This is a genomic window from Stenotrophomonas sp. YJH_SMC_12-1, from assembly GCF_059370935.1.
The window spans coordinates 1-25667 of the sequence record NZ_JCAFUD010000014.1; the positions used below are offsets into that span (position 1 = coordinate 1).

The 25667-nt window shown below is 66.2% G+C and carries 23 protein-coding genes; 8 read left to right on the top strand and 15 right to left on the bottom strand.

The window, feature by feature from the left end; genetic code table 11:
- On the top strand, positions 1 to 1411 hold a 1411-nt coding region (locus tag AC5P8Y_RS19460; RefSeq protein ID WP_495202133.1), incomplete at its 5' end, for a YifB family Mg chelatase-like AAA ATPase.
- Between the two features lie 3 nt (positions 1412 to 1414).
- Here the strand turns inward: AC5P8Y_RS19460 and AC5P8Y_RS19465 are convergent.
- The 5 genes from AC5P8Y_RS19465 to yidA form a co-directional block, all read right to left on the bottom strand.
- Positions 1415 to 2809, bottom strand: coding sequence for an alpha/beta hydrolase (locus AC5P8Y_RS19465; RefSeq protein ID WP_049432266.1), 1395 nt, complete (start codon positions 2807 to 2809; stop codon positions 1415 to 1417).
- Positions 2810 to 2915: 106 nt separating this feature from the next.
- Positions 2916 to 3302 (bottom strand): hypothetical protein, encoded by a 387-nt coding sequence (locus AC5P8Y_RS19470; RefSeq protein WP_049404437.1) that lies wholly within the window; start codon positions 3300 to 3302, stop codon positions 2916 to 2918.
- Positions 3303 to 3412: 110 nt separating this feature from the next.
- The gene (locus tag AC5P8Y_RS19475; protein ID WP_049404436.1) at positions 3413 to 5731 is read right to left on the bottom strand and encodes a TonB-dependent receptor; all 2319 of its coding nucleotides are present in this window, start codon (positions 5729 to 5731) and stop codon (positions 3413 to 3415) included.
- Positions 5732 to 6013: 282 nt separating this feature from the next.
- Complete coding sequence (locus AC5P8Y_RS19480) at positions 6014 to 6301, bottom strand: colicin immunity domain-containing protein (protein ID WP_049404433.1); 288 nt, start codon at positions 6299 to 6301, stop codon at positions 6014 to 6016.
- Positions 6302 to 6314: 13 nt separating this feature from the next.
- The gene (yidA, locus tag AC5P8Y_RS19485) at positions 6315 to 7148 is read right to left on the bottom strand and encodes a sugar-phosphatase (RefSeq protein WP_111108644.1); all 834 of its coding nucleotides are present in this window, start codon (positions 7146 to 7148) and stop codon (positions 6315 to 6317) included.
- Between the two features lie 149 nt (positions 7149 to 7297).
- Here yidA and AC5P8Y_RS19490 point away from each other — a divergent pair, with 149 nt between their 5' ends.
- Complete coding sequence (locus AC5P8Y_RS19490; RefSeq protein ID WP_012481491.1) at positions 7298 to 7948, top strand: exopolysaccharide biosynthesis protein; 651 nt, start codon at positions 7298 to 7300, stop codon at positions 7946 to 7948.
- Positions 7949 to 8095: 147 nt separating this feature from the next.
- Here the strand turns inward: AC5P8Y_RS19490 and AC5P8Y_RS19495 are convergent, their stop codons facing one another.
- The 3 genes from AC5P8Y_RS19495 to AC5P8Y_RS19505 all read right to left on the bottom strand — a co-directional run bounded on the left by AC5P8Y_RS19495 (position 8096) and on the right by AC5P8Y_RS19505 (position 10358).
- Entirely contained in the window at positions 8096 to 9406 is a 1311-nt protein-coding gene (locus tag AC5P8Y_RS19495; RefSeq protein ID WP_049404428.1) for a PQQ-dependent sugar dehydrogenase, read from the bottom strand.
- A complete protein-coding gene (locus AC5P8Y_RS19500) occupies positions 9399 to 9839 on the bottom strand; it encodes a DUF2231 domain-containing protein (protein WP_049404455.1) in 441 nt (146 codons plus the stop codon). The genes AC5P8Y_RS19495 and AC5P8Y_RS19500 overlap by 8 nt, the downstream gene beginning before the upstream one ends.
- Positions 9840 to 9947: 108 nt before the next feature.
- Positions 9948 to 10358, bottom strand: coding sequence for a hypothetical protein (locus AC5P8Y_RS19505; protein ID WP_239501116.1), 411 nt, complete (start codon positions 10356 to 10358; stop codon positions 9948 to 9950).
- Between the two features lie 249 nt (positions 10359 to 10607).
- Between AC5P8Y_RS19505 and AC5P8Y_RS19510 the strand changes: the two genes are divergently transcribed.
- Positions 10608 to 12374 carry a S8 family serine peptidase gene (locus AC5P8Y_RS19510; protein WP_111108645.1) on the top strand — a complete coding sequence of 589 codons (1767 nt, stop codon included), beginning with the start codon at positions 10608 to 10610 and terminating at the stop codon, positions 12372 to 12374.
- On the top strand, positions 12374 to 12952 hold the full coding sequence (locus AC5P8Y_RS19515) for a hypothetical protein (RefSeq protein ID WP_005414757.1): 579 nt from the start codon (positions 12374 to 12376) through the stop codon (positions 12950 to 12952). The genes AC5P8Y_RS19510 and AC5P8Y_RS19515 overlap by 1 nt, the downstream gene beginning before the upstream one ends.
- A 102-nt stretch (positions 12953 to 13054) precedes the next feature.
- Here AC5P8Y_RS19515 and AC5P8Y_RS19520 read toward each other — a convergent pair whose 3' ends face one another.
- The 5 genes from AC5P8Y_RS19520 to cyoA are packed head-to-tail and all read right to left on the bottom strand — an operon-like array spanning position 13055 to position 17600.
- On the bottom strand, positions 13055 to 13735 hold the full coding sequence (locus tag AC5P8Y_RS19520) for an SCO family protein (protein ID WP_288416637.1): 681 nt from the start codon (positions 13733 to 13735) through the stop codon (positions 13055 to 13057).
- 11 nt (positions 13736 to 13746) lie between these two features.
- Complete coding sequence (gene cyoD, locus AC5P8Y_RS19525; RefSeq protein WP_005411473.1) at positions 13747 to 14079, bottom strand: cytochrome o ubiquinol oxidase subunit IV; 333 nt, start codon at positions 14077 to 14079, stop codon at positions 13747 to 13749.
- 1 nt (position 14080) lies between these two features.
- Positions 14081 to 14716, bottom strand: a complete 636-nt coding sequence (gene cyoC / locus AC5P8Y_RS19530) for a cytochrome o ubiquinol oxidase subunit III (protein ID WP_005411474.1) — start codon at positions 14714 to 14716, stop codon at positions 14081 to 14083.
- Positions 14713 to 16689 carry a cytochrome o ubiquinol oxidase subunit I gene (cyoB, locus tag AC5P8Y_RS19535; RefSeq protein WP_012481499.1) on the bottom strand — a complete coding sequence of 659 codons (1977 nt, stop codon included), beginning with the start codon at positions 16687 to 16689 and terminating at the stop codon, positions 14713 to 14715. Before cyoB ends, cyoC begins: the two co-directional genes overlap by 4 nt.
- 5 nt (positions 16690 to 16694) lie before the next feature.
- Positions 16695 to 17600 (bottom strand): ubiquinol oxidase subunit II, encoded by a 906-nt coding sequence (cyoA, locus tag AC5P8Y_RS19540; RefSeq protein ID WP_111173038.1) that lies wholly within the window; start codon positions 17598 to 17600, stop codon positions 16695 to 16697.
- A gap of 183 nt (positions 17601 to 17783) precedes the next feature.
- Between cyoA and AC5P8Y_RS19545 the strand changes: the two genes are divergently transcribed.
- The 4 genes from AC5P8Y_RS19545 to AC5P8Y_RS19560 are packed head-to-tail and all read left to right on the top strand — an operon-like array spanning position 17784 to position 21656.
- Positions 17784 to 19199 (top strand): aminotransferase-like domain-containing protein, encoded by a 1416-nt coding sequence (locus AC5P8Y_RS19545; protein ID WP_005414762.1) that lies wholly within the window; start codon positions 17784 to 17786, stop codon positions 19197 to 19199.
- A gap of 55 nt (positions 19200 to 19254) precedes the next feature.
- Complete coding sequence (locus AC5P8Y_RS19550; protein ID WP_005414763.1) at positions 19255 to 19533, top strand: hypothetical protein; 279 nt, start codon at positions 19255 to 19257, stop codon at positions 19531 to 19533.
- Positions 19533 to 20132, top strand: a complete 600-nt coding sequence (locus AC5P8Y_RS19555) for a DUF6436 domain-containing protein (protein ID WP_049432240.1) — start codon at positions 19533 to 19535, stop codon at positions 20130 to 20132. Before AC5P8Y_RS19550 ends, AC5P8Y_RS19555 begins: the two co-directional genes overlap by 1 nt.
- Before the next feature lie 9 nt (positions 20133 to 20141).
- The gene (locus tag AC5P8Y_RS19560; RefSeq protein ID WP_111188358.1) at positions 20142 to 21656 is read left to right on the top strand and encodes an aminotransferase-like domain-containing protein; all 1515 of its coding nucleotides are present in this window, start codon (positions 20142 to 20144) and stop codon (positions 21654 to 21656) included.
- 261 nt (positions 21657 to 21917) lie between these two features.
- On the opposite strand, the gene AC5P8Y_RS19565 is transcribed toward AC5P8Y_RS19560, so the two are convergent.
- Positions 21918 to 23219: an aminotransferase class V-fold PLP-dependent enzyme gene (locus AC5P8Y_RS19565; RefSeq protein WP_111188359.1), complete on the bottom strand. Its 1302-nt coding sequence runs from the start codon at positions 23217 to 23219 to the stop codon at positions 21918 to 21920.
- Positions 23219 to 25621: a TonB-dependent receptor plug domain-containing protein gene (locus tag AC5P8Y_RS19570; RefSeq protein ID WP_080354658.1), complete on the bottom strand. Its 2403-nt coding sequence runs from the start codon at positions 25619 to 25621 to the stop codon at positions 23219 to 23221. The genes AC5P8Y_RS19565 and AC5P8Y_RS19570 overlap by 1 nt, the downstream gene beginning before the upstream one ends.
- Between the last annotated feature and the right edge of the window lie 46 nt (positions 25622 to 25667).

The window sequence follows — 25667 nt, forward strand, 5'->3', positions numbered from 1 at the left end:
GATCGTGGGCCTGGCCGAAACCAGCGTGCGCGAATCCCGCGAGCGCGTGCGTGCCGCCCTGCTCTGCGCACGCTTCGACTTTCCACAGCGGCGCATCACGTTGAATCTGGCGCCCGCCGACCTGCCAAAGGAAGGCGGGCGCTACGACCTGGCGATTGCCTTGGGCATTCTTGCGGCCAGCGGCCAGGTCGATCCACAGTCGCTGCTTCAATACGAGTTTCTGGGCGAGCTGGGGCTGACCGGCGAGCTGCGGCCGGTGGCCGGTGCACTGCCGGCCGCGATTGCCGCCGCTGAAGCCGGTCGCATCCTGGTGGTACCGCCAGGGAATGCCGCAGAGGCAGCTTTGGCCGAGCACGCCGATGTGCGTGTAGCGCGTACGCTGCTGGAGTGCTGCGCCGGGTTGGGCAATCCGCGCCTATTGCCGCCCGTGGAACGCGTGGACACGACACCGTTGCCACTACCCGATCTGGCCGACGTGCGCGGGCAGGCGCATGCACGACGCGCATTGGAAGTGGCTGCCGCCGGTGGGCACCATCTGTTGTTGATCGGCAGTCCTGGCTGCGGCAAGACACTGCTGGCTTCGCGCCTGCCCAGCCTTTTGCCGGATACCGAAGAAACTGAGGCGCTGCAGCTGGCCGCGATTGCATCGGTGAGTGGCGAAGGACTGGACCCGCGACGGTGGCGGCAGCGGCCCTTTCGGGCACCGCATCACAGTGCCAGTGCGGCGGCGCTGGTGGGTGGGGGCAACCCGCCCTGCCCCGGTGAGATATCACTGGCCCACCATGGAGTCCTCTTCCTTGACGAGCTTCCAGAGTGGAACCGCAGCGCACTGGAAACCCTGCGCGAGCCACTGGAGTCCGGCCACATCCGCATCGCCCGCGCGGCACGCAGCGTGCAGTACCCCGCGCGGTTCCAACTGGTGGCCGCGATGAATCCCTGCCCGTGCGGCTGGGCCGGTGATCGCAGCAATCGTTGCCTGTGCAGCGACGAACGGATCAATCGCTACCGCGCGCGGGTGTCTGGCCCGTTGCTGGACCGCATCGATCTGCATATCGGCGTGACGCGGATGGACGCGGTGGAGCTGCGGGAGAGTACGCCGCTGGGTGAGCCCAGTGCTGCGGTACGCGCACGGGTGGAAGCCGCCCACGCCCGGCAGCAGGCGCGTGGCGCGCTCAATGCGCATCTGCCGCCAGCGGCGCTGCGGGCGTGCACGAAGCTGAGCGAGGCCGATCAGGATCTGTTGGAGCAGGCCATCGAGCGTCTGCAGCTTTCGGCACGTGCGATGCACCGGATTCTGCGGGTGGCGCGCACGATTGCTGATCTGGCGGGTTGCGAAGTGATCCAGACAGCGCATCTGGCTGAGGCTATTGGTTACCGGCAGTTGGACCGGGGAACGGCGCCGTCGCCCTGACGCTCAGCGCTGCGTCGGCTCAGTACACGCGCCTGCCACGTCAGAATGGCCCAGAAACGCCGCCGTGGCCGCTGCAAAGCACTGCGGCGCGGTAAACGCCAGCAGGTGCGCGCCGCGCTCGACGGTGTGGAATCGAACCGATCCCACACGCGACAACCTTTCCGCGTGATCCCTGGCACCCTCATAGGACGTGTTCGGGTCAAGCGTTCCCTGCATCACCAGCGTGCGCGGCAACGCCGCAGGCCGTTTTCCGAACGCGGTATCCTTCGCGTAGGTTGGAACGGGGCTGTCCACCAGCAGGCCTGGAATGGGGCTGACAAACAATGCGTCCTTGGCCTCCGCGTCGACCACGGCCTTGCTCAATCCGGGACGTGCATTGTTCTCAGACGTCGCAATCAACATCACCAACGGCAGCGATGGCTGGTTGTTGCCGCCCTGCCCCATCTGGCGTAGTGCCGTGCTGTGATCTGCCACAGCCTGTCGCAACGAGAACGCATCATCGTGCGCAAGATCGTCCACGATGCCAGGAATGCGGTCGCGCAGCGCCGGGAAGTTCAACAATGCGCCCAGGAAGCGGCGCAGATCCCCTCCGGGCACAGCAGCCTTCCACGAGGCTGTTTCCGATGCCTGCAGCACGCCCTGGTAGTGGGCGATGCCTTCGGCGCCCAGTACCTGCCGGCCCACCGCATCCACCAGTGCCGTGCGTCTGCTCAAGTCCCATGCCTGCGTGTCCTCGAGAGGCACCAGTCCATCGAGGATCATCCCATCCAGCGGCACCGGAGATACCTGCAACGTACGCAACGCCAGCTGCGTGCCGTACGAAACGCCGTACAGGATGACCTCACCCTCGCGGCGGTACCGCGTCAGCAGCCAGGAAACATCCTGCGCAGCTTCGGTAATGGAGAAGGCGGTGGTGCGCGCCATGTCTGCATACATGGCGCCAATACACGGCCCCCACTCGGCTCCAGCCAGTCCAGTACCGTTGGCGCTGTCCGGCGCCTCCTGCACCGGGCAGATGCGCGCCGAGCGGCCGGTGCCACGATGATCGGGGATGACCAGGTCATAGCCGGGGAAGGCCTTCTGGTAGGTCACGATCAGCGGGTACAGCGAGGCACCCGACTCGCCCGGCCCACCGGACAGCAGCCAGACCTCGCCCCGGCGCGTAGTGGACGCCTCGGCCGGAATCCGACGCAGGAACAGGGAAATCGATGGCCCATCGGCTGCGGCATGGTGCAGCGGTACCTGCACGACGGTACACAGGCTACCCTGCAGCTCTGGCGAGGACGATGCGTCCTCACACGGATGGACAACGGCTGCTGGTGCGGACGCAGATGGGGCAGCCGTTGCCATCACGGGCGCCAGGCACAGCAACAACGACGACACCAGCAGACGATGCATCGGGACATCCTTGTCGCGCGGAGTGGAGGCAACGATGGCGCCTCAGTGTGGGCGGCCGTCAGTCCCGGAAGTCATGCGCGCTGCCAGGCATGCGCAGCAGCGGTCACTACAGCGCGCGCACCGCGCGGCCACGCTTCGCCAGCAACGCCACCCGACGGCTGACCAGCGCGTGCAGCTCCGCCAGCTCCGACGCCCGGTCAGCCGTCATGTTCCCGCCAAACAGCACCCGCGACAACGCCGCCTCGTCGCTGTCGTCCGGGTGCTGCCACCGGTCCCGGTACACCTTCTGGCACACCAGCCAGGCCAGCCGCAGCCCCCCACCGGGCAACGGACGGACCACGCGCTCGTAGACGTGCCAGAACTGGTACTCGGCCTCCAGGTCGATCACAGGCGTCACGGACGGCGCCTGCCGGAGCCGTCCCGGGCTCCGGATGTCAAACAACGGTGATCGCGGGTTGTACTGAGCCATGCCGACAGGATGACCCAGCAACATTGTGGGAACCTTGCGCCGCCGCCAGAAAATCCCTGTTGATTGCCCAAGGGGGGGGGGGGCGGTGGGGTTTAGGGGGCCGCCAAGTGCATCCACGCATGGCGTGGATCTACCTAGAAGGTCATCGAGGTACTGAACATCAGCTGCCGTGGCGCGCTGCGCTGCAGGGTCTGGTAATCCCCCGAGAACGACGAGCCGGCGATGGTGGCGGTGCCGATGTTGTGGCGGTTGAACAGGTTGCTCACGTCCAGCCGCAGCTCCAGGCCGGGCACCGCGCTGTCCGTACCGAAGCGGTAGGCGGCATAGGTATTGACCTGCCAGAACGTCGGCACGCGGATGTCGTTCTCGTAGGTGAAGGGCTGGCGCAGGTAGGAGGTGCTGGTGGCACCAAAACGCCAATCGCCGAAATGCGCCGACAGGTCGCTGACCAGCGAGATCTGCGGGTAACCCGGCTGGGCGTTGCCCTTGATCGGGTAGACCGTCTCGCCCACCACGAAATCGCTGTCGTAGTACGAACGGGCCACGGCCACGCCCTGGTAGAACTGCAGGTGGTCGGTCAGATCGGCGGTGATGCCGAGGTCGGCACCGATCACGTGCATCTTCGGCATCAACCGCACGGTGTTGATCTGTGCGAACTGGGTGCCGATGGCAGCCGACAACAGGCGGTTGCGGATGTCGTTGTAGAACACATCGCCGGTGATCGACAGCCGGTCGAAGCGGTGCGATGCGCCCACGGTAAGGTTCCAGTTCTTTTCCGGACGCAGGGTACCCGCCACGCGGTCGAACTCTTCCTGGTCGGTGATGGTCCACGCCGAGGCGGTGTAACCGATGTTGCCGCGCTGAGCGACGCGATAGCCGTTCATGGTATTGGCCAGGTCGATGAAGGCATCGGTGGATTCGGTGGGGCTCCAGAACAGCGAGACGTGCGGCAGGAAGTTGCTCTTCGCGCGCAGCGTGCCGTTCACCGGCCGGTCCTTGGCATCGCCGAGGCCGCCGCCGCTGGTGCGGAAGTCCACGGCCTTGAAGCCAACCCCCAGCTTCAGCGTGTCGTTCAGCACGATGTCGTCCTGCAGGTAGAACTGGCGCGAGCGCGTCACCCAGCTCGATGCATTGTCGGTCTTGAACGCGGGACCATACACATCGAACGGGCCGGTGGCCTTCAGCGGCGGGCCCTCGCCCAGCAGTGGCTGCTGGTACCACTCGGTCTTGGCCGCGGCCTTGCTCTTCTCCTGCCAGAAGCCGGCAGTGAAGGTGTGCGCGCCGGTCTCGAACTGCAGGTTGAGCATGCCGCCCAGCCGGTTGAGGCGTGGCGTCTGCACCTGTTCGGAGAACGGCGCACCGTTGGGCGATGGCACGGTCGGGTCGGTCAGCGTGGCCTGCGTGTGGCTGTTGGCGTTGTACAGCTGCACGTTGCCGCGCAGCGCCGGTGTGATCTGGAAGCGATGATTGATCGAGGACACGCGGTCGCGGGTGGTCTGGCCCGTGTCGTACGGAATCAGTTCGGACAGCTCGCCGCAGGTGTAGGCGCCGCAGGACTTGTCTGCATTCTCCGGCGAGGCCACGTACCACGCCCACGCATAATCGGGATAGAAGATGTCGGCCTTCCAGCCCAGTTTGCGGATCATGTCGAAGGAGATGTTGTTGTAGCCCCAGACTTTGGCCTTGCTGTCGGACAGGAACACGGTGACATCGCCCCAGGCGACGTCCTGCTGGAGCTTCAGGTCGCCGCGCAGGAAGTTCTGCGTGCCCTCGCCCTGGTACTTGTCGGCAGACACGCGCTGCAGGTCGACCAGTACTTTCGGGCCCTGCTCGCCGAGCTGGCCGCTCTGCCCGGATACGGTGGTGACCAACGTGCTGTTGCTGCCCACGCCCTGCTTCAAGCGCAGGCTGGGCGTGTCCTGCAGGTCACGCAGGCGGTACTCCAGGCTGCCGCCGTTGACGCTGCTGGAGAACACGCTGACCGGTGCGCCACCGGGGCTGACCGTGATCGCGCCGATGCCATCGGGCACGCCCACGTTCACCACGCTGGTGCCGGTAAGCGAGAGGAAGCCGTTGTCGTTCAGCGGCACGCCCTCGAAGGTGATGCCCATTTCATTCATGCGGAAGCCGCGCACGAACAGGCTGGTGGCCGAGATATCCAGGCCCAGCCCGTCGGTGGCGGTGTAGCTGGCGCCCGGCACCTGCTTGAGCATGGCCAAGCCGTTGTTGCCGGTGACCATCGCGTCGAGGTCTTCGGCCTTGATGATGTAGCGGTTGGGACCGACCACCTGGGTCGGTGCCACGGCCGCACCGCGCGGTGTGGCGATGACCTGCAGGGCGTTGAGGGTAGTAGGCGAGTCGTGCGCGGCATCGTGCGTTTCTGCGGCGTACGCAGGTGCGGTGATGGCCGCGATGATGGCCAGGGCGAGGCGCGTCGTGGGTGGGGTGTTCATGGGCAGATCCAGGGTGGAGGGAGAGCGCGGCGCAGGCGCACGCCCAGCGCGTTGCAGCACCGGTGTCGGCGCCCTGGCTGGCGATGCGATTGCGTTGAGGGAGCGACGGCGCAGTACGCGCCGGTCAGCAGACGAAGACGATCATCTGCCGTGGGATTCGATGGGGTGATTTCGACGTGCGAAATTCTTGCATCGCACTGCCGAATTCGCCACCGCGCCGTGGTACAGCGCCGATGGCGATGGGGATGTATTGGCTATACGCAGGTATACATCCAAGTCAGGCTAGATAGCAGTCGTGGACTGCTTCCACTCATCGATCTGAGCCACAACGGCAGCATGCAGCTGGGCGGCATCAATCTCATACGGATGGCGATCCATCTCTTCGTCGCAATACATGTCGGCAGCACAGAAGATGCTGGACAGGCACGTTGAAAGCGCTGCGTCATCCAAAGCCAGCACGTCAAGATCCCGCTCGATCTTCCACAGCTCGATGTAGGACTCGGAGAAGACCTGCGCCGACATCCGCTCGTTGGCAAAGGACTGGGCAAACATCATCAACGTCCAGCTCATGATGTGCTCCGGATCACTGCAGAACGAAGCGCTCAATCGCGCGCGCCACGCCTTCATCGGCGTTGCTGGTGGTTTCAAATCGCGCCACCGCCTTCACCGCATCGATGGCATTGCCCATCGCGACGCTGGTGCCAGCGTACTGCAGCATGGTCAGATCGTTTTCCTGGTCGCCGATGGCCATCACGTTGGCGCGGTCGATGCCCAGATGCTCGGCCAGCTTCTGCAGGCTCGGGCCCTTGCCTGCGCGGTGGTCGAACACTTCCAGGAAGTACGGCGCGCTCTTCAATACCGCGAAGCGCTCGATCAGTTCGCTGGGCAGGCGCGCGATGGCGGCATCCAGCACGTCGGGTTCGTCGATCATCATCAGCTTGATGAAGGACATCGACGGATCCATGTCCTCCACGCGACGATACGACAGCGGCATCCGCGAAAGATGCGAGTCGGCTACGGTGTAGTAGCTGATGTCCTGGTTGGGCGTGTACATGCGCTGGCTGTCCAGCGCCTGGAAGTGCACGCCGAGGTCGCGGGCCACCTGCTCGCAGAACAGGAAGTCGTCGAAGCTGAGCGGATATTCGACCACGGTTTCGCGCGTGCCGATCCGCTGCACCAGGCCGCCATTGCAGGCGATGCAGTAGTCGTCGTTGCCGTTGATGCCGAGCTCGTGCAGGTACGGCGCCAGGCCGGGGACCGGGCGGCCACTGGTCAGCACGATGTGCACGCCCAGCGCGCGCGCCTGCGCGACGGCCTTCCTGGCGCGTGGGGTGAGCTGGTGCGACGGGTCCAGCAGGGTGCCATCCATGTCGATGGCGACCAGTTCGATGGTCGATTGCCTGCGGCCCATGTCCATTGCGTTCAACTCGTGCGGGGCACGCCAGTTTACCCCCTCATGCCCGGTTCACCTCTTTGCCCACGTTGGCCGGGATACTGCAGGAGCCTGTGCGTTCCCCACCGCAGGACGGCCCGCTGACCGCCCTTCCCTGGAGAAGCTTGCGACGCATGACCTACCGTGCCCCCGAAACCGACGACAGCGCCCCCCTGGCCCAGCAGATCGAGCAGATGATCGACGAGCTGCCCGGCGACCAGGTGCGCGTCGGCACCCTGCTCAGTGCGCTGGGCGATGAAGGCCTGTTGCTGATCGTGATCCTGCTCTCGGCCATCTTCATCATCCCGGTGTCGATTCCCGGGCTGAGTACGGTGTTTGGTGCCTCGATCCTGCTGATCGGCCTGAGCCGGGTGCGCAACCGCCCGCTGTGGGTGCCGCAGAAGCTGGCGCGCCGCGAGATCGCCACCGACAAGCTGAAGGCCAACCTCGGCCGTGCGCTGAAATGGGTGCACCGCATGGAGCGGCTGTCACGGCCGATGCGGCTGGCGGTGATGGTGCGCTCGAAGAAGATGATGCGCCTGAACAACCTGATGCTGGTGTTCGCGACCTTGCTGCTGATGGCGCCGGCCGGGCCGATTCCCTTCAGCAACACGCTGCCGGCATTGGCGCTGATGTCCTTTGCGATCGGCTTCATCCAGCGCGATGGTGCGGCGGTGGCTGCCGGTTATGGTTTCGTGGTGGCCACGGTGGTGTATTTCGGCGTGCTGCTGGGTGGCATGGGGTTTGCCGCCGAGTCGGTGTTCAGCGGGTTCCGGGCACGCTGAACCCGGTGGCAGAACCGGCAGGGCGGAGTCGACAGGGTAGAGTCGACTGCCCTTCGCTGCTTACCGGGGAAGCACGCGCTGCGCGCGCGAGTCGACTGACAGTCGACTCTACCGGATGTTCTTCGGCCATGGCTCGACGCTACACAGCTACTTGGCCGACACCCGCCACACCACGTCGCCCACGTCATCAGCCACCAGCAGCGCGCCTTCGGCGTCCATTGCCATGCCCACCGGCGCACCCATCAGCGTCTTCTCGTCCTTCGAAGCGAAGCCGCTGACCACGGTCTGCGGCCGCCCGGTCGGCTTGCCGTCCTTGAACGGTACGTAGACCACTTCGTAGCCACTCAGCGGCGAGCGGTCCCAGCTGCCGTGTTCGCCGATGAAGGCGCCGCCGTGGTACTGCACCGGCAATGCCTGGCCGGTGTAGAACAACAGGCCCAGCGGTGCCACGTGCGAGCCGATGGCGTAGTCCGGTGTGATCGCCTTGGCCACCAGGTCCGGCCGCTGCGGCTGCACGCGCTCGTCCACGTGCTGGCCGTAGTAGCTGTAGGGCCAGCCGTAGAAGCCATCCTCCTTCACCGAAGTGAGGTAGTCCGGCACCAGGTCGGCACCGATTTCGTCGCGTTCGTTCGCCACCGCCCACAACGTGCCAGTGCTCGGCTCCCAGTCCAGGCCGGTCGGGTTGCGGATGCCCGACGCAAAGATGCGGCTGCCACGGGTGGCTACGTCCACTTCCAGCACCACTGCGCGGCGGTACTCGACGGCCAGACCATTTTCGGTGATGTTGCTGTTGGAGCCCACGCCCACGTACAGCTTGCGGCCATCGCGGCTGGCCAGCAGTTCCTTGGTCCAGTGGTGGTTGATGGTGCTGGGCAGGTCGGTGAACTCGCGGCCCTTGTCGGACATGCGGGTTTCGCCGGGCACGTAGTGGTACTGCACGATGTTGCCGGTGTTGGCCACGTACAGCGTGTCGCCGATCAGCTGGATGCCGAACGGCGAATGCAGGCCTTCGATGTAGACATGCTGGGTCCAGGTGTTCGTTCCCGGCGTGCGGCGCAGCAGGGTGACCCGGTTGCCGCCCTTGCCGGCCTTGCCCGAGCGCGCCTTCACCTTGCCGGCGATCCACTGCTTTGGCGTGGTGACCGGTTCTTCGCCGGGGCCGTTGCCTTCCACCACCAGTACATCGCCGTTGGGCAGGGTCAGCAGCCGCCGCGGATGCTGCAGGTTGGCGGCGATGCGCTCGATCTTCAGGCCTTCGGCCACCGTGGGGGTCTGTCCATCAGCCCAGCCGACGCCCTTGGGCACCTGCATCGGCGGCATCAGGAAGTTGGCCGGCTTGGGCAGCGGCGGCTGCGGGCCCGACTGGTCGGCCGGATGGTACTCGGCCTTGCCGGCGCAGGCCGACAGGGCAGCGGCCAATGCCAAGGCGGCGACGGTGGGCAGGATGTGCTTAGCCATGACGACCTCCCTGCAGCACCGGCGGCTGCAGTGACAGCAGGATCAGGCCCAGCGCGATCAGGGCCACGGTCAGCGCCGACAGGATCGTGCCCGGCACTGCAACGGCATACGCATCGCGGCTGTGCACGAAGGCGTTCCAGATGGCCAGCACGACCGCGAACAGGTTGAGGAAGAAGTCGATGCGGTCGATACGGGTGGCCGTGCCGTTGCGGCGCCAGACCGCGAACAGGTTGATCAGGCGCGGAAGGATGGCGATCAGCAGGCCGAAGGTGATCAGCCAGGCGGCGGCCTTTCCCCACATCACCTCGGCGCTGTTGAGGTAGATCGCGTCGAAGATCAGTGCACCGACGAAGAAGCCGAAGGGTATCGGGTTCAACAGGCTGAACAGCGTGGTGCCGAGGCCGCGATGGGCCTGGGCCAGAGGGTTGACCATCATCGTGCTCCGATGCGGAAGGGTGCACGGGCTGTAGTAACACAGCGCGATGTGAGGGCGCGCGATGATACCCGGCGGGGCTGCCACACCCACCGCGCAGGCACCCCGCTACGCGGATTCGTCCTCGCGCATCTCGTGGAAGGGCAGCATCGTCTCGAAGCCGAATTCGTGTTCCATGCTGGTGCGGACCAGGCCGCCGATGGCGTAGCGGCTGGTGTTGGCATGCACGTCTATGCCACCGAGCCGCCACTCGGTGCGCAGATGCAGCGTCTCTGCGCGGCGCATGACGATCCGTTCCTCCTGCAGCAGCGCGCGTCGGTGCCTCTTCATCAACAGCCGCAGCGGTTTCACCGTGGTGATGCCGAATGCGGCCAGCTCGGGCAGCAACTCGGCGATATCGGCATCGTCGCCATAGTCGTGGCTGCGCGTATGCACGGACAGCACCACCTTGCGGATGGCGGCAACCGAGAGCGGGGTCTGGTCTGCGCGCGCACGTGCACGCTGGCGTCCATTCTTCATGCGTGTCTTCATCTGCATGTGATTACCACGTTTCCGGCCCTCGAAGCAGACGCGCGAAGATGGCGTGAAGGCATTCGAATGCCCTGTCATAACCTGACGTACTAAGCGTTTGTGACGCAATTGGCACATTCGCAGATTGTTTGTGTGAAGAGGTAGGGGGTTGTTCGTTGTGTCGCGTTTGGCTCGTTGCGATGGGGCAGTTCCGCCCCGCCGTCCTGCCATGCCGATTCACAACAGAAGGATTCGTGTATGAAGCGACACACGCAACGCTCCGCGCCACCGCGCTCTGCGCGCCTGGCCCTCGCCACTGCCCTGGTGCTGGGCAGCCTGGCCGCCACCGCCCAGGCCCAACAGGCCGATCCGTTGGCGGGTATCCAGTGGCACCTGCTCAACACCGGTCAGACGGTCCCGGCCGACACACTGCCAGTGGCCGGCAACGATCTGAACGTGGATGGCCTGTTCCGCAATGGCATCCGTGGCCAGGGCGTCACCATCGCCATCGTCGACGATGGCCTGCAGATCGCCCACCCAGACCTGGCGGCCAACGTGGCCGCGGTGGCCGGCAAGAACTTCACCAACGGCTCGAACAACCCCACCCCGACCAACCCGGATGTCGACAACCATGGCACCATGGTCGGCGGCATTGCTGGCGCGGTGGGCGCCAATAACCTGGGCGTGCGCGGTGTGGCCCCGGCGGCGACGTTGAAGGGCTTCAACCCGATTTCGCGCTCGGCCCTGGGCAACCAGCAGAGCAACATCGAGTACGCCTGGTGGGACGGCGCGGAGTCGGCCGACGTGCAGGTGTTCAACAACAGCTGGGGCGCCGGCCCGGGCAATCCGAACCTGCCGTTGGCGTACAGCGAAAACACGATTCGTTCGTATGAGCAAGCCCTGTCGGGTACGCGCGGTGGCCGCGGCGGCATCTACGTGAAGTCGGCCGGCAACAACTTCAACAATGCCTCGATCAGCCAGACCCAGGATGTCTGCACCGCCGACACCAAGAACCGCAACACCGGCTGCGTGCCGGCTGGCCGCGACCCGCGCAACAACCTGTTCAACGTCATCACCGTAGGCGCGGTGCGCGCCGATGGCGTGCGCTCGTCGTATTCCTCCACCGGCTCGGCGCTGTGGGTGTCGGCCTTTGGTGGCGAGTACGGCCTGCAGGCGCAGTACGCGCCCGGCCTGGTGGCACGCGCCTACGACCCGGCCATCGTCACTACCGACGTGACCGGGTGCGCGCAGGGCAGCAACAAGAACACCAACCGCCAGAACACGCTGGACAGCAACCTGTCGGCCATCGACAACACCTGCAACTACACCGCCAAGATGAACGGCACGTCCGCGTCGGCACCGATGGTGTCGGGCGTGGCGGCACTGGTGCTGGAAGCCAATCCGAACCTGTCCTATCGCGATGTGAAGTACATCCTGGCCACCACCGCCACCCGCAACCACCCGAACCAGCCGGCGGTGACACTGGCCGACGGGCGCACGCTGGTGCCGGGCTGGACGGTGAATGCTGCCGGCCGTGCCTACAGCAACTGGTATGGCTTCGGCGTGGTCAACGCTGCACGTGCAGTGCAGGTGGCCGAGAACTTCCAGTCGCTCGGTGCGCTGGTCGACAGCGGCTGGCGCAACACCACGCGTACCGTGGCCATCGGCAATACCTCGGCCGCCGCGGCACGCCTGACCTTCCAGTTGGCCAACGGCGCGCGCAACATCGAAAGCGTGCAGCTGGGCTTCCGGGTCAACCACCGCAACACGCGCCAGCTGCAGTTCGTGCTGGTGTCGCCCAGCGGCACCCGCAGCGTGGTGCAACCGGCGTTCACCGCGATCGGTTCGGGCACGGGTGGCGCGCAGAGCAACTTCACCAGCTGGGACCTGCTGTCCAGCAATGCCTTCCTGGATGAAAATGCCAGCGGCACCTGGACGCTGGAAGTGACCGACATGGGGCAGGCCGCGACCGCAGCTTCGCGCGGCAACCTCGAATTCTTCAAGATCCGCGTTCTGGGGCACTGATGATGAAAACCACCATTCTGTTGAGCACGCTCGCCTTCGCGGCGATGACCTCCCCTGCCTGGGCACAGAGCTCGGGGCAGACCCCTCCAGCCAGGACCCTGTCGACCGTGGATGCGCAGGAACTGAAGGCGTCCGCTACCGGCCGCTCGTTCGATGTGGGCGGCACGCGCTTCCAGCTGTCTCCCTCGACCACCGTGAAGCAGGCCAGCGGCGGTCAGTTCACGATCACCCCGCAGGCGGCGGCGACCACCAGTTCGCGTACCAAGCGTTCGCTGGATGGCGCAGCGGCCGCGCCTGCTGATGCCGGTGCCGGCAAGTTCGCGGCGGCGGTCTCCCGCGACGGAGCGCCGGTGGTGGCGACCTCGCGGGTCAAGGTGTTCTTCACCGATGCGGCATCGGCCCAGCGCGCGGCTACGGCCACCGGTGGCACCGTGGTGAAGGTGTCGAAGGCTTCGGGCCAGGCCATCGTGGAGTATCCGTCGGTGAACGCGGCACTGGATGCGACCACCAGGCTGCTGTCCACCGCCGGTATCCGCGCCACCGAGCCGGACGTGGTGCAGTGGGAAGAGACCAAGTAAGGCGTTGAGCGGTGCCCCGGCCGGCTGGCTCTCCTGGCCGGCCGGGGATTGGTGTGGGGGTGTGCCGACCAACGGTCGGCACCCACCGCGGTAAAGGTGGCGTCAGCGGGCGGCGAGTGTGCCGCTGTGCTTGAGGTGGCAGCTGGCCAGCGCGTCGTTGCCGGCGGCCGGGTGGCCGGGCTCGAGCAGCAGGCGCTGCACGTCCGAGAACAGCTTTTCCACCGGCATGCCGTACGGCGCGAACAGGCGCAGGCGGCCCTGGCGGTCGAACACGTAGCCACCGGCAATGTGGCTCATGGTGTAGGTATCCGGTACCTGACCGGGTTCCTTTTCGTAGAACGCCTTGAAGTCGCTGGCCATCGCCGCCAGCTGCGCTTCGTTGCCGACCAGTGCGATCGCCTTGGGGTCGAACGCTTCCACGTAGGTCTGCGCAACCTCCGGGGTGTCGCGGGCCGGGTCAACGCTGACGAACACCACCTGCAGCTGGTCGGCATCCCTGCCCATCAGGTGCTTGACCTGGCTCAGCTCGACCATGGTGGTCGGGCACACGTCCGGGCAACTGGTGAAACCGAAGAACAGATAGGTCACCTGCCCCTGCAGGTCCTTCGGGCCGCGCACGGTGCCGTGGCTGTCGGGCATCGACCACTGCTGGCCGAGCTCTTCGCAGGCGATGTCCTTGGAGTAGAAGTCCATGCGCGACTGCGCACTGCAGCCGGCCAGCAGGCCGAGCAGCAGGCCTGCGGCCAGCCGCAGGCCACATTGGGGGAACGCGATGCCTTTCACGGTTCGCAGGCTCAGTTGATCATCATGTGGTAGTGCATGCTCCAGATGATCCACACCGACAGCGCGACGATGATGAACAGGATCACCAGGGTGAACACGAAGCTGGCCAGGTTCCAGCCACCTTCGGACTTGCGGTCCATGTGCAGGAAATAGACCAGCTGCACCAGGATCTGCGCCACCGCGAAGCCAACCAGCAGGAACAGCGTGAGCGGCCGCGACAGCACCGGGTTCATCACCAGTGCGAACGGCACCACGGTCAGCAGCGCGCACAGCACGAAGCCGATCAGGTAGGACTTGGTGGAGCCGTGCGCATTGCCGGCGCGCGAAGTTTCGACGTGGGCCATGTCAGAAGGCTCCGATCAGGTAGACGAAGGTGAAGACGCAGATCCACACCAGGTCCAGGAAGTGCCAGAACAGGCTCAGGCACGACACACGGGTGATGTTGGTCGGGGTCAGGCCACGGCGGTAGACCTGGTGCATGACCACCGCCATCCAGATCAGGCCGCTGGCGACGTGCAGGCCGTGGGTGGCGACCAGCGCGAAGAACGCCGACAGGTAGGCACTGGTGCTCGGGCCTGCGCCTTCGTGGATCAGGTGCGAGAACTCGTAGATCTCCATGCCGATGAACGAGGCGCCGAGCACGAAGGTCACGCCCAGCCAGCGCAGCACCGCCGAGGTGTCGTGGCGGTGCATCGCCAGTACGGCCTGGCCGTAGGTGATGCTGGAGACCAGCAGCAGGAAGGTCTCGGCCATCACGAACGGCAGCGAGAACAAGTCCTTGCCGGTGGGGCCGCCTGCGTAGGCGGTGCTGAGCACCGCGTACGAGGCGAACAGCGAACCGAACAGCACCAGGTCGGACATGAGGTAGACCCACATGCCGAACACCTTCATGCCGCCCTGTTCGTGGCCGTGGTCGTGCTCATGGTGGTCCTCGCGCGCCTGCGTGTCGCTGGCCAGTTCGGGGCGGGTCAACAGGTTCATGCGCGTACCTCCTTCAGCTTGGCAAGGTTGGCCGCTTCGGTGCGCGCCACCTCTTCGGAACTGACGTAGTAGTCCACGTCCTCGTCGTAGGACCGCACGATCAGGGTGACGATCATCGCGATGAAGCTGGCCGCGGCCATCCACCAGATGTGCCAGACCAGGGCGAAGCACAGCACCAGGATCCAGATGTTGAGGATCAGCGGCACGCCGGTGTTCTTCGGCATGTGGATCGGTGCGTACTTCTTCGGCGGCGGCGGCAGGCCGCGCTTCTTCGCTTCGTGGAAAGCGTCCAGCTCATCGGCCTTGGGCACCACGGCGAAGTTGTAGAACGGCGGCGGCGACGGCGTAGCCCATTCCAGCGTGCGTGCGTTCCACGGGTCGCCGGTCAGGTCCAGGTTGCGCTTGCGGTCGCGCACGCTCACGTAGATCTGCACCAGCATCAGGATGATGCCCGCGAACACGAACAGCGCGCCGATGAAGGCGGCGATCAGGTACGGCGTCCACGCCGGGTTGTCGTACTGGTTCATGCGGCGGGTCATGCCCATGAAACCCAGCATGTACAGCGGCATGAAGGCCAGGTAGAAGCCGATCACCCAGCAGGCGAACGACCACTTGCCCAGGCGCTCGTTGAGGGTGAAGCCGAACACCTTCGGGAACCAGTAGGCGAAGCCGGCCAGGTAGCCGAACAGCGCGCCGCCGATGATGGTGTTGTGGAAGTGCGCGACCAGGAACAGGCTGTTGTGCAGCAGGAAGTCGGCGCCCGGGATGGCCAGCAGCACGCCGGTCATGCCACCGATGGTGAAGGTGACCAGGAACGCGATGGTCCACAGCATCGGCACGCTGAATTCGACGCGGCCACCGTACATGGTGAACAGCCAGGTGAAGATCTTCACGCCGGTGGGGATGGCGATGATCATCGTCATGATGCCGAAGAAGGCATTGACGCTGGCACCGGAGCCCATGGTGAAGAAGTGGTGCAGCCAGACGATGAACGACAGGATGCCGATCGCCAGCGTGGCACCCACCATCGACTTGTAGCCGAACAGCTTCTTGCGCGCGAACGTGGCGGTCACTTCGGAGAAGATGCCGAACGCCGGCAGCACCAGGATGTACACCTCCGGATGGCCCCAGGCCCACACCAGGTTCACGTACATCATCGGGTTGCCACCCAATGTGTTGGTGTAGAAGTTGAAGTCCAGGTAGCGGTCCAGGGTGAGCGCACCCAGCGCCACGGTCAGGATCGGGAAGGCGGCGATGATGATCACGCTGGTGACCAGCACGGTCCAGGTGAACACCGGCATCTTCATCAAGGTCATGCCCGGCGCACGCATGCGCAGGATGGTGATGAACAGGTTGACGCCGGTCAGCAAGGTACCGACACCGGACGCCTGCAATGCCCAGATGTAGTAGTCGACACCCACGCCTGGACTGAACTCGATGCCCGACAGCGGCGGATAGGCGACCCAACCGGTCATGGCGAATTCGCCAACGCCCAGCGAGATCATCATCAACGCTGCGCCGACCACGAAGATCCAGAAGCTGAAGGCGTTGAGGAACGGGAACGCCATGTCGCGCGCACCGATCTGCAGCGGCACGATGATGTTCATCAGGCCGACCACGAACGGGGTGGCCACGAAGAAGATCATGATCACGCCGTGCGCGGTGAAGATCTGGTCGTAGTGCTCCGGTGGCAGGAAGCCGTCACTGCCCGGCCCGGCCGCCGCCAGCTGCGCGCGCATCATCAGCGCATCGGCAAAGCCACGCACCAGCATGACCAGCGCCACCACCACGTACATGATGCCGATCTTCTTGTGGTCCACGGTGGTGAACCAGTCACGCCAGAGCGGACCCCACAGCTTGAAGTACGTCACCGCGCCGAGCAGCGCGAGGCCGCCCAGCACCATGGCCGCCAATGTGACCACGACGATCGGCTCGTGCAGTGGCACGGCCTCCCACGTCAATTTACCCAACATGTTCGTTACTCCTGGGAAACCTGGGCACCGCCGGCAGCGCCCGCCGGGGTAGCAGCAGCGGTGTTCTCACCGACGCCGATGAACTGGTCGATGACCTTCTTGAACAGCAGCGGTTCAACACTGGAGAAGTGCTGCACCGGTACGTTCTTCGACGGTGCGGCCAGCGCCTTGAACTGCGTGAAGCTGAGCGCGTCCGGCGCGCTGCGCACCTCGGCCACCCAGCGCTCGAAGTCTTCGTTGCTGCTGGCGGTGGCGATGAACTTCATGTTCGAGAAGCCATGCCCGCTGTAGTTGCCGGACATGCCACGGAACTGGCCGGGCTCGTTGGCGATCAGGTGCAGCTGCGTGCGCATGCCGGCCATCGCGTAGATCTGCCCTCCCAGCTGCGGGATGAAAAAGGTATTCATCGTCGAGTTGGAGGTGATGTTGAACGCCAGCGGGCGGTTGGCCGGGAAGTTGAGCTGGTTGACCGTGGCGATGCCCAGGTCCGGGTACACGAACACCCACTTCCAGTCGGTGGCGATCACGTCCACGTGCAGCGGCTCACCGGCCACGTCCAGCGGCTTGTACGGGTCCAGCTCGTGGGTCGACTTCCACACGATCACCGCCAGCACCGCGATGATGATCAGCGGCACGCCCCAGACCACGATCTCCACTTTGGTGGAGTGCGACCAGTCCGGCGTGTATTTCGCCTTGGTGTTGCCAGCGCGGAAGCGCCAGGCGAATACGAAGGTCAGCACAATGGCCGGTATCACCACGATCAGCATCAGGCCGATGCAGATCAGGATCAGGTCGCGCTGGGCGAGCCCGACCATGCCCTTCGAATCCAGCAGCACCCAGTCACAGCCCGACAGGCCGACGCAGGCCAGGGCGACCAGCGCCAGGCGGATGCGGTTCCAGCAGATATTCATTGGAGGTCAACCCTGTTGAAGAAGCGTGCTTGACCGGCTCGCCTGCGCGCAGCGCCCGGGCGTGGAGCGGCTACACTGTGGGTACGAGGTCGCCTACAAGCAGGCGAACCACTCCAATCAAGCCCATACAAGATACATCATTGTATGGACTTGTGCATCTGCACGTATGGAAAAAACTGATCGATGACGCCACCTGCCGCCGGCCGCCGCCTGAAACACCCCAATCGCACCTGGGTTCGCCCCTTCCGCGAGGGCGCCGGCCCGCTGTACCTGCAGATTGCCCAGCAGGTGCGCGAGGCGGTGGATGACGGCGTGCTGCGCCCGGGCGACCGCCTGCCGCCGCAGCGCGACCTGGCCCAGCAGGTGGGCGTGGACCTGACCACGGTCACCCGCGCCTTCGCCGAGCTGCGCCAGGCCGGCCTGCTCGACGCGCAGGGCGCCGGCGGCACCTTCATCGCGCTGTCGGCCGGCAACCGCAGCACCTCGGTGGACCTGAGCATGAACATCCCGCCGCTGCTGGGCAGCGCGCCGTTCGCACAGGGCATGGAGGCCGGCTTCCAGCACGTGGGCCAGCAGCTGGGCCAGGGCGAACTGATGAGCTATCACGTCGGCGCCGGCACCCGTGAGGACCGCGCCGCCGCGGTGCAGTGGCTGGCGCCAATGCTGGGCACGGTCGGCGCCGACCAGGTGGTGATTTGCCCGGGCGCGCAGACCGCGCTGTGCGCGCTGATCCTGGCCCGCACCCAGCCGGGCGAGCTGATCGCCGCTGAGCAGCTGACCTACCCGGGCCTGCTGGCCGCCGCGCGCGTGCTGCAGCGGGGCGTGGTGCCGGTGGCGATGGACGCCGAGGGCATGCTGCCGGGCGCGCTGGAGGAGGCCTGCCAGCTACGTCGCCCGCGCCTGCTGTACCTGGTGCCGACCATCCAGAACCCGACCACGGCAACGATGTCGGCGCAGCGCCGGCAGGCCCTGCTGGCGGTGGCGGAGCGCCACGATCTGACCGTGATCGAAGACGATCCCTACTGGTTGCTGGCCGGTGACGCCGCGCCACCGCTGGCCGCCCACCGCGACGCCGGCTGCCCGGTGTATTACATCTCCACCCTGTCCAAGTGCCTGGCCCCGGGCCTGCGCACCGCCTATCTGGTGGTGCCGGCCGGCGAGCCGATGGAACCGGTGCTGGACGCCCTGCGTGCGATCGCACTGATGCCGACCCAGTCGATGGTGGCGGTGGCGTCGCAGTGGATCCGCAGCGGCCAGGCCCGGGACATGGTGCAGCGCTTCCAGCAGGAACTGCGCGAGCGCCAGGCGATTGCCGCGCAGTTCCTGCCGCCCCGCGCCCAGGCGCATCCGGCCGGCCTGCATGTGTGGCTGCCGCTGCCGCCACGGCTGGACCAGTACCGGTTGATCCAGGCCGCACAGGAACAGGGCCTGGGCATCGCCAGCTCGGATGCCTTCAGCGTGGAAGAGCCGCCGCCGGGCAACGCGATCCGCCTGTCGCTGGGCGGCGCGGTCGACCAGGGCGCGCTGGCCGGGGCGCTGGCCAAGCTGAACGAGATCCTGTCCGAAGCCCCCGAGGCCCGGCACAACGCCATCGTCTGAACCGGGTGCATGGCGCTTCATCCATACAAGATGATATTTTGTATGCAATGTATGGATGAAGGGACGTGCATCGATGCGCGCCGAGAAACTGAAGTTCCACCTGGTGATGGCCGGCTGCGGTGGCTTTGTGGTGTTGATGCTGGCCGCGCTGGCCTGGGTCTGCCTGCAGCCGCAGACCGTGGACGTGCAGGCCGCCGAACGCCACGCCATCGAGCAGTGCGTGCAGCGCAGCGAGGATCCGTCGCGTAGCGAGATCCAGCGCCGCGCGCAGGCCGATTCCTGCCGCGAGATGCGCAAGCAGTACGTGCACAAGTTCGGCCGGGAAGACTCCTGATGGGCGCAGCCGCGCCGCGTCGCCGCTGGCTGCTGCCGACGATGATCGCCCTCGCCTGCCTGTTCATGGCTGGCGTGGCGGCTGCACTGTGGCAGTACTTCGGCTACAGCGCGCAATCCACGTTCACCGAACAGGCCATCGTCTTCGACGACTCGCAACTGCGCCTGCCAGCCGATCTGGCCGGTGATACCGGCCGCATCCGCGTGGTGCATTTCTGGGACCCGGCATGTGCGGTCTGCAACCGCGAGACCGGTGCGCACCTGAGCTACCTGATCAGCATGTACCGCCGCGCCGGCATCGACTTCTATGCGATCCGCCGCCCGGGTACGCAGGGCGAGCTGCCCGAGCCGCTGCGCAACAAGGTGATCAACCTGCCGACCATTGATGGCATCGAACACATCCCGGCCAGCCCCGCCGTAGCCATCTGGAATCGCCAGGGCCACCTCGCCTATGCGGGGCCGTACAGCATCGGCATGGTCTGCAACTCGGCCAACAGCTTTGTCGAACCGCTGCTGGACAGACTGGTGCGCGGCGAAACCGTGCGCCCGAAAGGACTGCTTGCCGTGGGCTGCTACTGCCCCTGGCAGGCCAAGCGCTGAGGACGCGCAATGACATCACTGACGCTGGCCGGTGCGGCCGCCGCAAACAACAACGGCGGTCACCTGTCCGAACCGACCGATGGTTATGGACAGGCTCCCGCCGTTGGAAGCAACGATACGCCCCGACATGCTCCGTACATGCCGCGACCGGATGTCGCAGCGCGCGAATGGGTGCAGGACGTGCTCGCGCACAACGGGCCGATCTACCTGCGCATCGTCAATTCGCTGGAACGCACGGTGCGCCGTGGCGGCCTCGCACCCGGACAGCGCCTGCCCTCGCAGCGCGCGTTGGCGCAGCAGCTCGGCATCGACCTGACCACGGTCACCCGCGCCTTCGATGAAGCACGCAAGCGCGGCCTGATCGAAGCACGCGGGCCACAAGGCAGTTTCATCGCACCGCCCAAGGCCAGCTTCGACCAGGTCGTGGACCTGAGCATGAACGTGCCGCCGGTGCCCGACGCCGATGCGCTGGCCGAGACCCTGCGCCGCGGTGCCGCCGCCGTGCTTGCACGCAGCAACGCGCCCAACCTGATGACCTATCACCTGGGCGGCGGCAACCCGACCGACCGCCACGCAGCGGCGCGTTGGCTGCAACCGATGCTGGGAAAAGTGGACGACGCCTGCCTGCTGCTGACCGAAGGCGCCCAGGTGGCGCTGGCCGCGATCCTGGTCAGCCAGGGCCGCGACGATGATGCGATCCTCTGCGATGCGCTGGTCTATCCGGGCCTGCTGCAGGCCGCCGCTGCACTGGGCCGACGGCTGCTGCCAGTGGACAGCGACGAACACGGCATGTGCCCCGATGCGCTGGCCCGGCTGGCACGCGAAAGCGGCGCGCGGTTGGTCTATCTCAATCCCACCTGCCAGAACCCGACCGCGCTGACCCTGCCGCTGCAGCGGCGCGAAGCGCTGGCACGCGTGCTGGAGCGCGAGGGCCTGCTGGCGATCGAAGACGATCCTTACTGGCACCTCGCCGAGGATGCACCTACACCGCTGGCGGCACTGGCACCGCGTCATGTGTTCTACGTGGCGACGCTGTCGAAGGTGATCAGCCCCGGCCTGCGCACTGCGTTCGTGCAGTGCCCAAGCGCTGCGCACGCCGAGGCGATGACGGCTGCATTGCGGGCGACGCGGCTGATGGGTCATCCGCTGGTCTCGGCGTTGGCCAGCCAGCTGCTGCTGGATGGTTCGGCGCAGTCACTGCTGGCCCAGGTGTGCACCGAGGCACGCGAGCGCATGCGCATGGCGCGCTACCTGCTGGCGCCATCGCTGCTGCAGCGCGCGGAAGGCCTGCATGCCTGGTGCCGGGTGCCGGCGCCGTGGACCGATGCGACGCTGGTGCGTACCGCACAGCTGCAGGGGCTGGCGATTGCGCCATCTTCGGCGTTCTGCCCGCCAGGGGTCTCGCACCAGAGCGGCGTAAGGTTGTCGCTCGGGCTGGCGGCGGACCGCCGACAGCTGGAGAGTGCGCTGCGACGGATTGATCGGTTGTTGTTGTCCGATGCGTTGCCGGCGATCGAGCGGTAGCCCTGGAATGGGATGTGCCGACCAACGGTCGGCACCCACCCGACCGGTAGTGCCGGCCGCTGGCCGGCAGAAGATTCCCCGGCACGGTTGGAATGTGCCAACCAAGGTTGGCACCCACCAGATCGGAGGTAGATCGTGGAATGGGATGTGCCGACCAACAGTCGGCACCCACCCGACCGGTAGCGCCGGCCGCTGGCCGGCGGAAGATTCCCCGGCACGGTTGGAATGTGCCAACCAAGGTTGGCACCCACCAAAGCAGGGTCAGGCCAAGGCGGAGAGGGCCTTCACCAGCGCATCCATCTGCTCCGGCCGGGTGAACACCGACGGCGTCACGCGTACACAGGCACCCGATTCCAGGCCATCGCGATACGTGGTGAAAATCCGATGCTCATCCAGAAGTCGCTTCTGCAGAGCCATGTTGTCAGCCACGCTGGTGCGCCCGCGCAGGCGGAAGCTGGCCAGCGCACTGGCCAGCGCCGGGTTCGGCGAGGACAGCACCTCGATGTGCGCCATCTGCCGCGCTGGCAGCGTCCAGCGCTCGCGCAGGTAGCGCAGCCGCGCCTGCTTGTTGGCTACGCCGACGCGCTGATGCAGGGCAATCGCCTCCGGCAGTGCCAGGTAGGCGGCGAAGTTGACCGTACCGGTGTGCACGCGGCTGCCCACGCGGCCATCGTCGGTTTCACCCATGTAGGGATCCAGGTCCGCCACGCGCCCCTTGCGCACGTACATCGCGCCGACGCCAACCGGCGCGCCGATCCATTTGTGCAGATTGATGCCCACGAAGTCAGCCTTCAGATCCGGCACCGCGTAGTCGATCTGGCCAAACCCATGGGCAGCATCAACGATCACATCGATACCGCGTGCGCGCGCACGCTCGACGATCTCGGCCACCGGCAGCACCAGCCCATGGCGATGGCTGACCTGGGTCAGCAGCACCAGTTTCAGGCGCGGCAACCGCGCGAACGCGGCCTCGTAGGCCTGCAGAATCTGCGCGTGGTCGGGCACGGCCGGTAGCGCGATACGCTCGACCTGCACGCCGCGACGCTGCTGCAGCCAGCGCATCGCGCCGATCATGCTGTCGTAGTCGATGTCGGCATACAGCACCTGGTCGCCGGGCTGCAGGCGGTTGTAGCCACCGATCAGCGCCAGCATCGCCTCGGTGGCCCCCCGCGTCAGTGCGATCTCATCAGCACCCACACCCAGCAGTTCGGCTACCTCTCGCTGCACCGCCATGTATTGCGCCGGAAACGCGCGGCGCCCATACCAGGCGTTGCCACGATTCACTTCAGTGGTGTGGCGCTGGTAGCTGGCGAGCGTCTCGTGACCCATCGCGCCCCAGTAGCCGTTCTCCAGGTGGTTCACTTCATCGGTGATGTCGAAGTGGCTGGCCACGGCGGCCCAGTAGCCTTCATCGCGGGCCAGCACGTCCGGCGCCACGGTCGTCGAGGGAATCTCCATCGGCGAAGCGTAACGCGCAGCGGCGCTGGCAGGCAGTGAAGACAGTGCAGCTGCGGCCGGCAGCAGTGTGCCGGCGCGCAGCAGGGAACGACGACGAGCGTCCATCAGAAGGTCAGCCGGTACTGCGCGTACAGGTTGGCACCGTCGGTGTCGTACGGCGCGTTGCGCGAGTAGACCAGGCCACGGCTGGCCTGGAACGTGGCCTCATCCGGGTAGCGATCGAACACATTGTCGGCGCCCACGCGCAGGCTGTGGTGCTCGTTGATGCGATAGCCCACGGCCAGGTCGAGGAAGCTCATCTCACCGAAGCGCTGGTAGATGTCGCCCACCGCGTTGCCGCTGGAATCGGTCCAGGCGCCGTAGTAGCGCATGCGCGCCATCAGCGACCAGGCACCGATGTCCCAGCTGCTGGTCAGACTTCCCTTGTGCTCGGGCAGGCGATCTTCGAACAGGACGCGCTGGGTCTCATTGGTGGCCACCGAGGTGCTGCCGTTGTCCACGCGTGTACGGTTGTAGTTGTAGGCCAGGGTCAGCGTCATGCGGCCGGCGCCGAGGTCGCGCAGGTAGTTGCCAACCACGTCCACGCCGGTGGTGGTGGTGTCGAAGTCGTTGGTGAAGTAGTTCACCGAGGTGTAGCCCAGCGGATTGGGCGTACCGGCCGGAATGGCGAAACTGGCCGACTGGCTGAAGCGGTCGGTGAGCTTGATCTGGTAGACATCCACCGAGCCGGACAGGCCCAGGTCGGTGCGCCAGGTCAGGCCCAGCGAGGCGGTGCGCGATTCCTCCGGCTTCAACGGCTTGGCTCCAAGCAGCTGCGCCAGCGGATCGTTCGGCGACAGGCGGCCACTGGTGAAGATCTGCAGCGTGCGCGTGTCCAGGCCCTGGGTGGTGCTGGTGGTGTTGAGCTGCGCCGGCGTCGGTGCGCGGAAGCCGCTGGACACGGTGCCGCGCAGGGCCACGTCCGGGGTGATCGCAAAGCGCGCCGACAGCTTGCCATCCAGTGTGCTGCCGAAGCTGGAGAAGTCCTCGTAACGGCTGGCCGCGCCGATGCTCCAGCGCTCGCCCAGCGGCACTTCCATGTCCACGTAGGCGGCCTTGCTGCGCTGGCTCCACTGCCCGGCCTGGCTGGCCGAGAAGCCCGGCGCGCCATTGGAATTGGCTTCCAGGCCCGCGGCCGCGCCCGGACCCACCGCGTACGACGCCGGGTCACCGGCGCGCACCTGGTAGGTCTCCTGGCGGAACTCGCCACCAAAGGCAACGTTGATCGGCTTGGACAGCGCGGCCACGTCCCATTCGTAGTTGAAGTCGGCGTTGGCGTTCTTCTCGGTCTGGGTCAGGCGGCCGAGATCGAACGCGGTCGGGCTGGCGGGACCCAGCGAGGCGTTGATCGAATTCTTCAGGCTGTAGTCGATGGCATTGCGGCCGTACGAGGCGCTGACATCCCAGCGCAGCTTCGGCGTGATCTCGCCGCGCAGACCACTGACCAGCTGCAAGTCGTTCTGCGTGTTGCCGTACTGCGGGCTGAAACCTACCGGATACAGCGAACGCAGGTTCCAGCCCGGGAAGATGGCGGTGGTGCGATACGCGCCGGTGGTGGTGTCCGGGTTGCGCCAGTTGAAATCGCTGACACCGTCGCTGTGGCTGTACAGACCGAGCGCATACAGTTCCAGTGTCTCGCTGGCGTTGGCCTTCACGTTGAAGCCGACGCGGCGGCTTTCCAGCTCCGGCTGGCCCCAGCGCTGCACCGGGTTGGGCACGTCCAGCTCGGGATGCGCGGCCTGGAAGGCGATGGCATCGGGGCGCTGGCGGGTGCGCGAGGTGGCATCGGAATTGGAGGATTCAGCGAACAGCACCAGGCTGCCATAGTCGCCCAGCGACCAGCCGGTGCGCGCACTGAAATCGCGGGAGGCACCGTCGCCCTGCGCGTACTGCGAATAGCCGGCGGTGATCTCGGTGCCCGGACCATCCTCGAGGATGATGTTGATGACACCGGCGATGGCGTCCGAGCCGTACTGCGCCGATGCGCCGTCGCGCAGCACTTCGATGCGCTTGATCGCGCTGGTCGGAATCTGTGCAAGGTCGGCCGCCTGTGCACCACGGTTGCCGAGCAGCGCGCTGCGGTGGAAGCGGCGGCCGTTGACCAGCACCAGGGTCTGGTCCGGCGACAGGCCACGCAGGGTGGCCGGACGCACGAACACCTGGCCGTCGGCCATCGGCAGGCGCTGCACCACGAAAGACGGCACCAGCTGCGCCAGCACGTCCTTCAGGTCGGTGGATTCGACGGACGTGATGTCTTCCTTGGTGAACACGTCCACCGGCGCCAGTGTTTCGAACTGGGTGCGGTTGGAGGCGCGGGTACCGGTGACCAGCATCGCGTCGAGCTGGGTGGGTGCGGCGTGGCTGCCGCCGGCGGCATCGACCGCATCGGCTTCCGCTGCGATCGCGCCTCCTGCGCTGGCCATGGAAAGGGCGAGGAGGATGGAACGCGAAAGCTTCGAACGATGCACGGCAGGGCTCCGGGAGGACGCGACAGGGCCAGCACCTGTGCGCACA

Coding starts and splice junctions, on each gene's coding strand:
- AC5P8Y_RS19465 (WP_049432266.1), bottom strand. CDS start 2,809: ATGCATCGTCTGCTGGTGTCGTCGTTGTTGCTGTGCCTGGCGCCCGTG.
- AC5P8Y_RS19470 (WP_049404437.1), bottom strand. CDS start 3,302: ATGTTGCTGGGTCATCCTGTCGGCATGGCTCAGTACAACCCGCGATCA.
- AC5P8Y_RS19475 (WP_049404436.1), bottom strand. CDS start 5,731: ATGAACACCCCACCCACGACGCGCCTCGCCCTGGCCATCATCGCGGCC.
- AC5P8Y_RS19480 (WP_049404433.1), bottom strand. CDS start 6,301: ATGAGCTGGACGTTGATGATGTTTGCCCAGTCCTTTGCCAACGAGCGG.
- yidA (WP_111108644.1), bottom strand. CDS start 7,148: ATGGACATGGGCCGCAGGCAATCGACCATCGAACTGGTCGCCATCGAC.
- AC5P8Y_RS19490 (WP_012481491.1), top strand. CDS start 7,298: ATGACCTACCGTGCCCCCGAAACCGACGACAGCGCCCCCCTGGCCCAG.
- AC5P8Y_RS19495 (WP_049404428.1), bottom strand. CDS start 9,406: ATGGCTAAGCACATCCTGCCCACCGTCGCCGCCTTGGCATTGGCCGCT.
- AC5P8Y_RS19500 (WP_049404455.1), bottom strand. CDS start 9,839: ATGGTCAACCCTCTGGCCCAGGCCCATCGCGGCCTCGGCACCACGCTG.
- AC5P8Y_RS19505 (WP_239501116.1), bottom strand. CDS start 10,358: ATGAAGAATGGACGCCAGCGTGCACGTGCGCGCGCAGACCAGACCCCG.
- AC5P8Y_RS19510 (WP_111108645.1), top strand. CDS start 10,608: ATGAAGCGACACACGCAACGCTCCGCGCCACCGCGCTCTGCGCGCCTG.
- AC5P8Y_RS19515 (WP_005414757.1), top strand. CDS start 12,374: ATGATGAAAACCACCATTCTGTTGAGCACGCTCGCCTTCGCGGCGATG.
- cyoD (WP_005411473.1), bottom strand. CDS start 14,079: ATGGCCCACGTCGAAACTTCGCGCGCCGGCAATGCGCACGGCTCCACC.
- cyoC (WP_005411474.1), bottom strand. CDS start 14,716: ATGAACCTGTTGACCCGCCCCGAACTGGCCAGCGACACGCAGGCGCGC.
- cyoB (WP_012481499.1), bottom strand. CDS start 16,689: ATGTTGGGTAAATTGACGTGGGAGGCCGTGCCACTGCACGAGCCGATC.
- cyoA (WP_111173038.1), bottom strand. CDS start 17,600: ATGAATATCTGCTGGAACCGCATCCGCCTGGCGCTGGTCGCCCTGGCC.
- AC5P8Y_RS19545 (WP_005414762.1), top strand. CDS start 17,784: ATGACGCCACCTGCCGCCGGCCGCCGCCTGAAACACCCCAATCGCACC.
- AC5P8Y_RS19550 (WP_005414763.1), top strand. CDS start 19,255: ATGAAGGGACGTGCATCGATGCGCGCCGAGAAACTGAAGTTCCACCTG.
- AC5P8Y_RS19555 (WP_049432240.1), top strand. CDS start 19,533: ATGGGCGCAGCCGCGCCGCGTCGCCGCTGGCTGCTGCCGACGATGATC.
- AC5P8Y_RS19560 (WP_111188358.1), top strand. CDS start 20,142: ATGACATCACTGACGCTGGCCGGTGCGGCCGCCGCAAACAACAACGGC.
- AC5P8Y_RS19565 (WP_111188359.1), bottom strand. CDS start 23,219: ATGGACGCTCGTCGTCGTTCCCTGCTGCGCGCCGGCACACTGCTGCCG.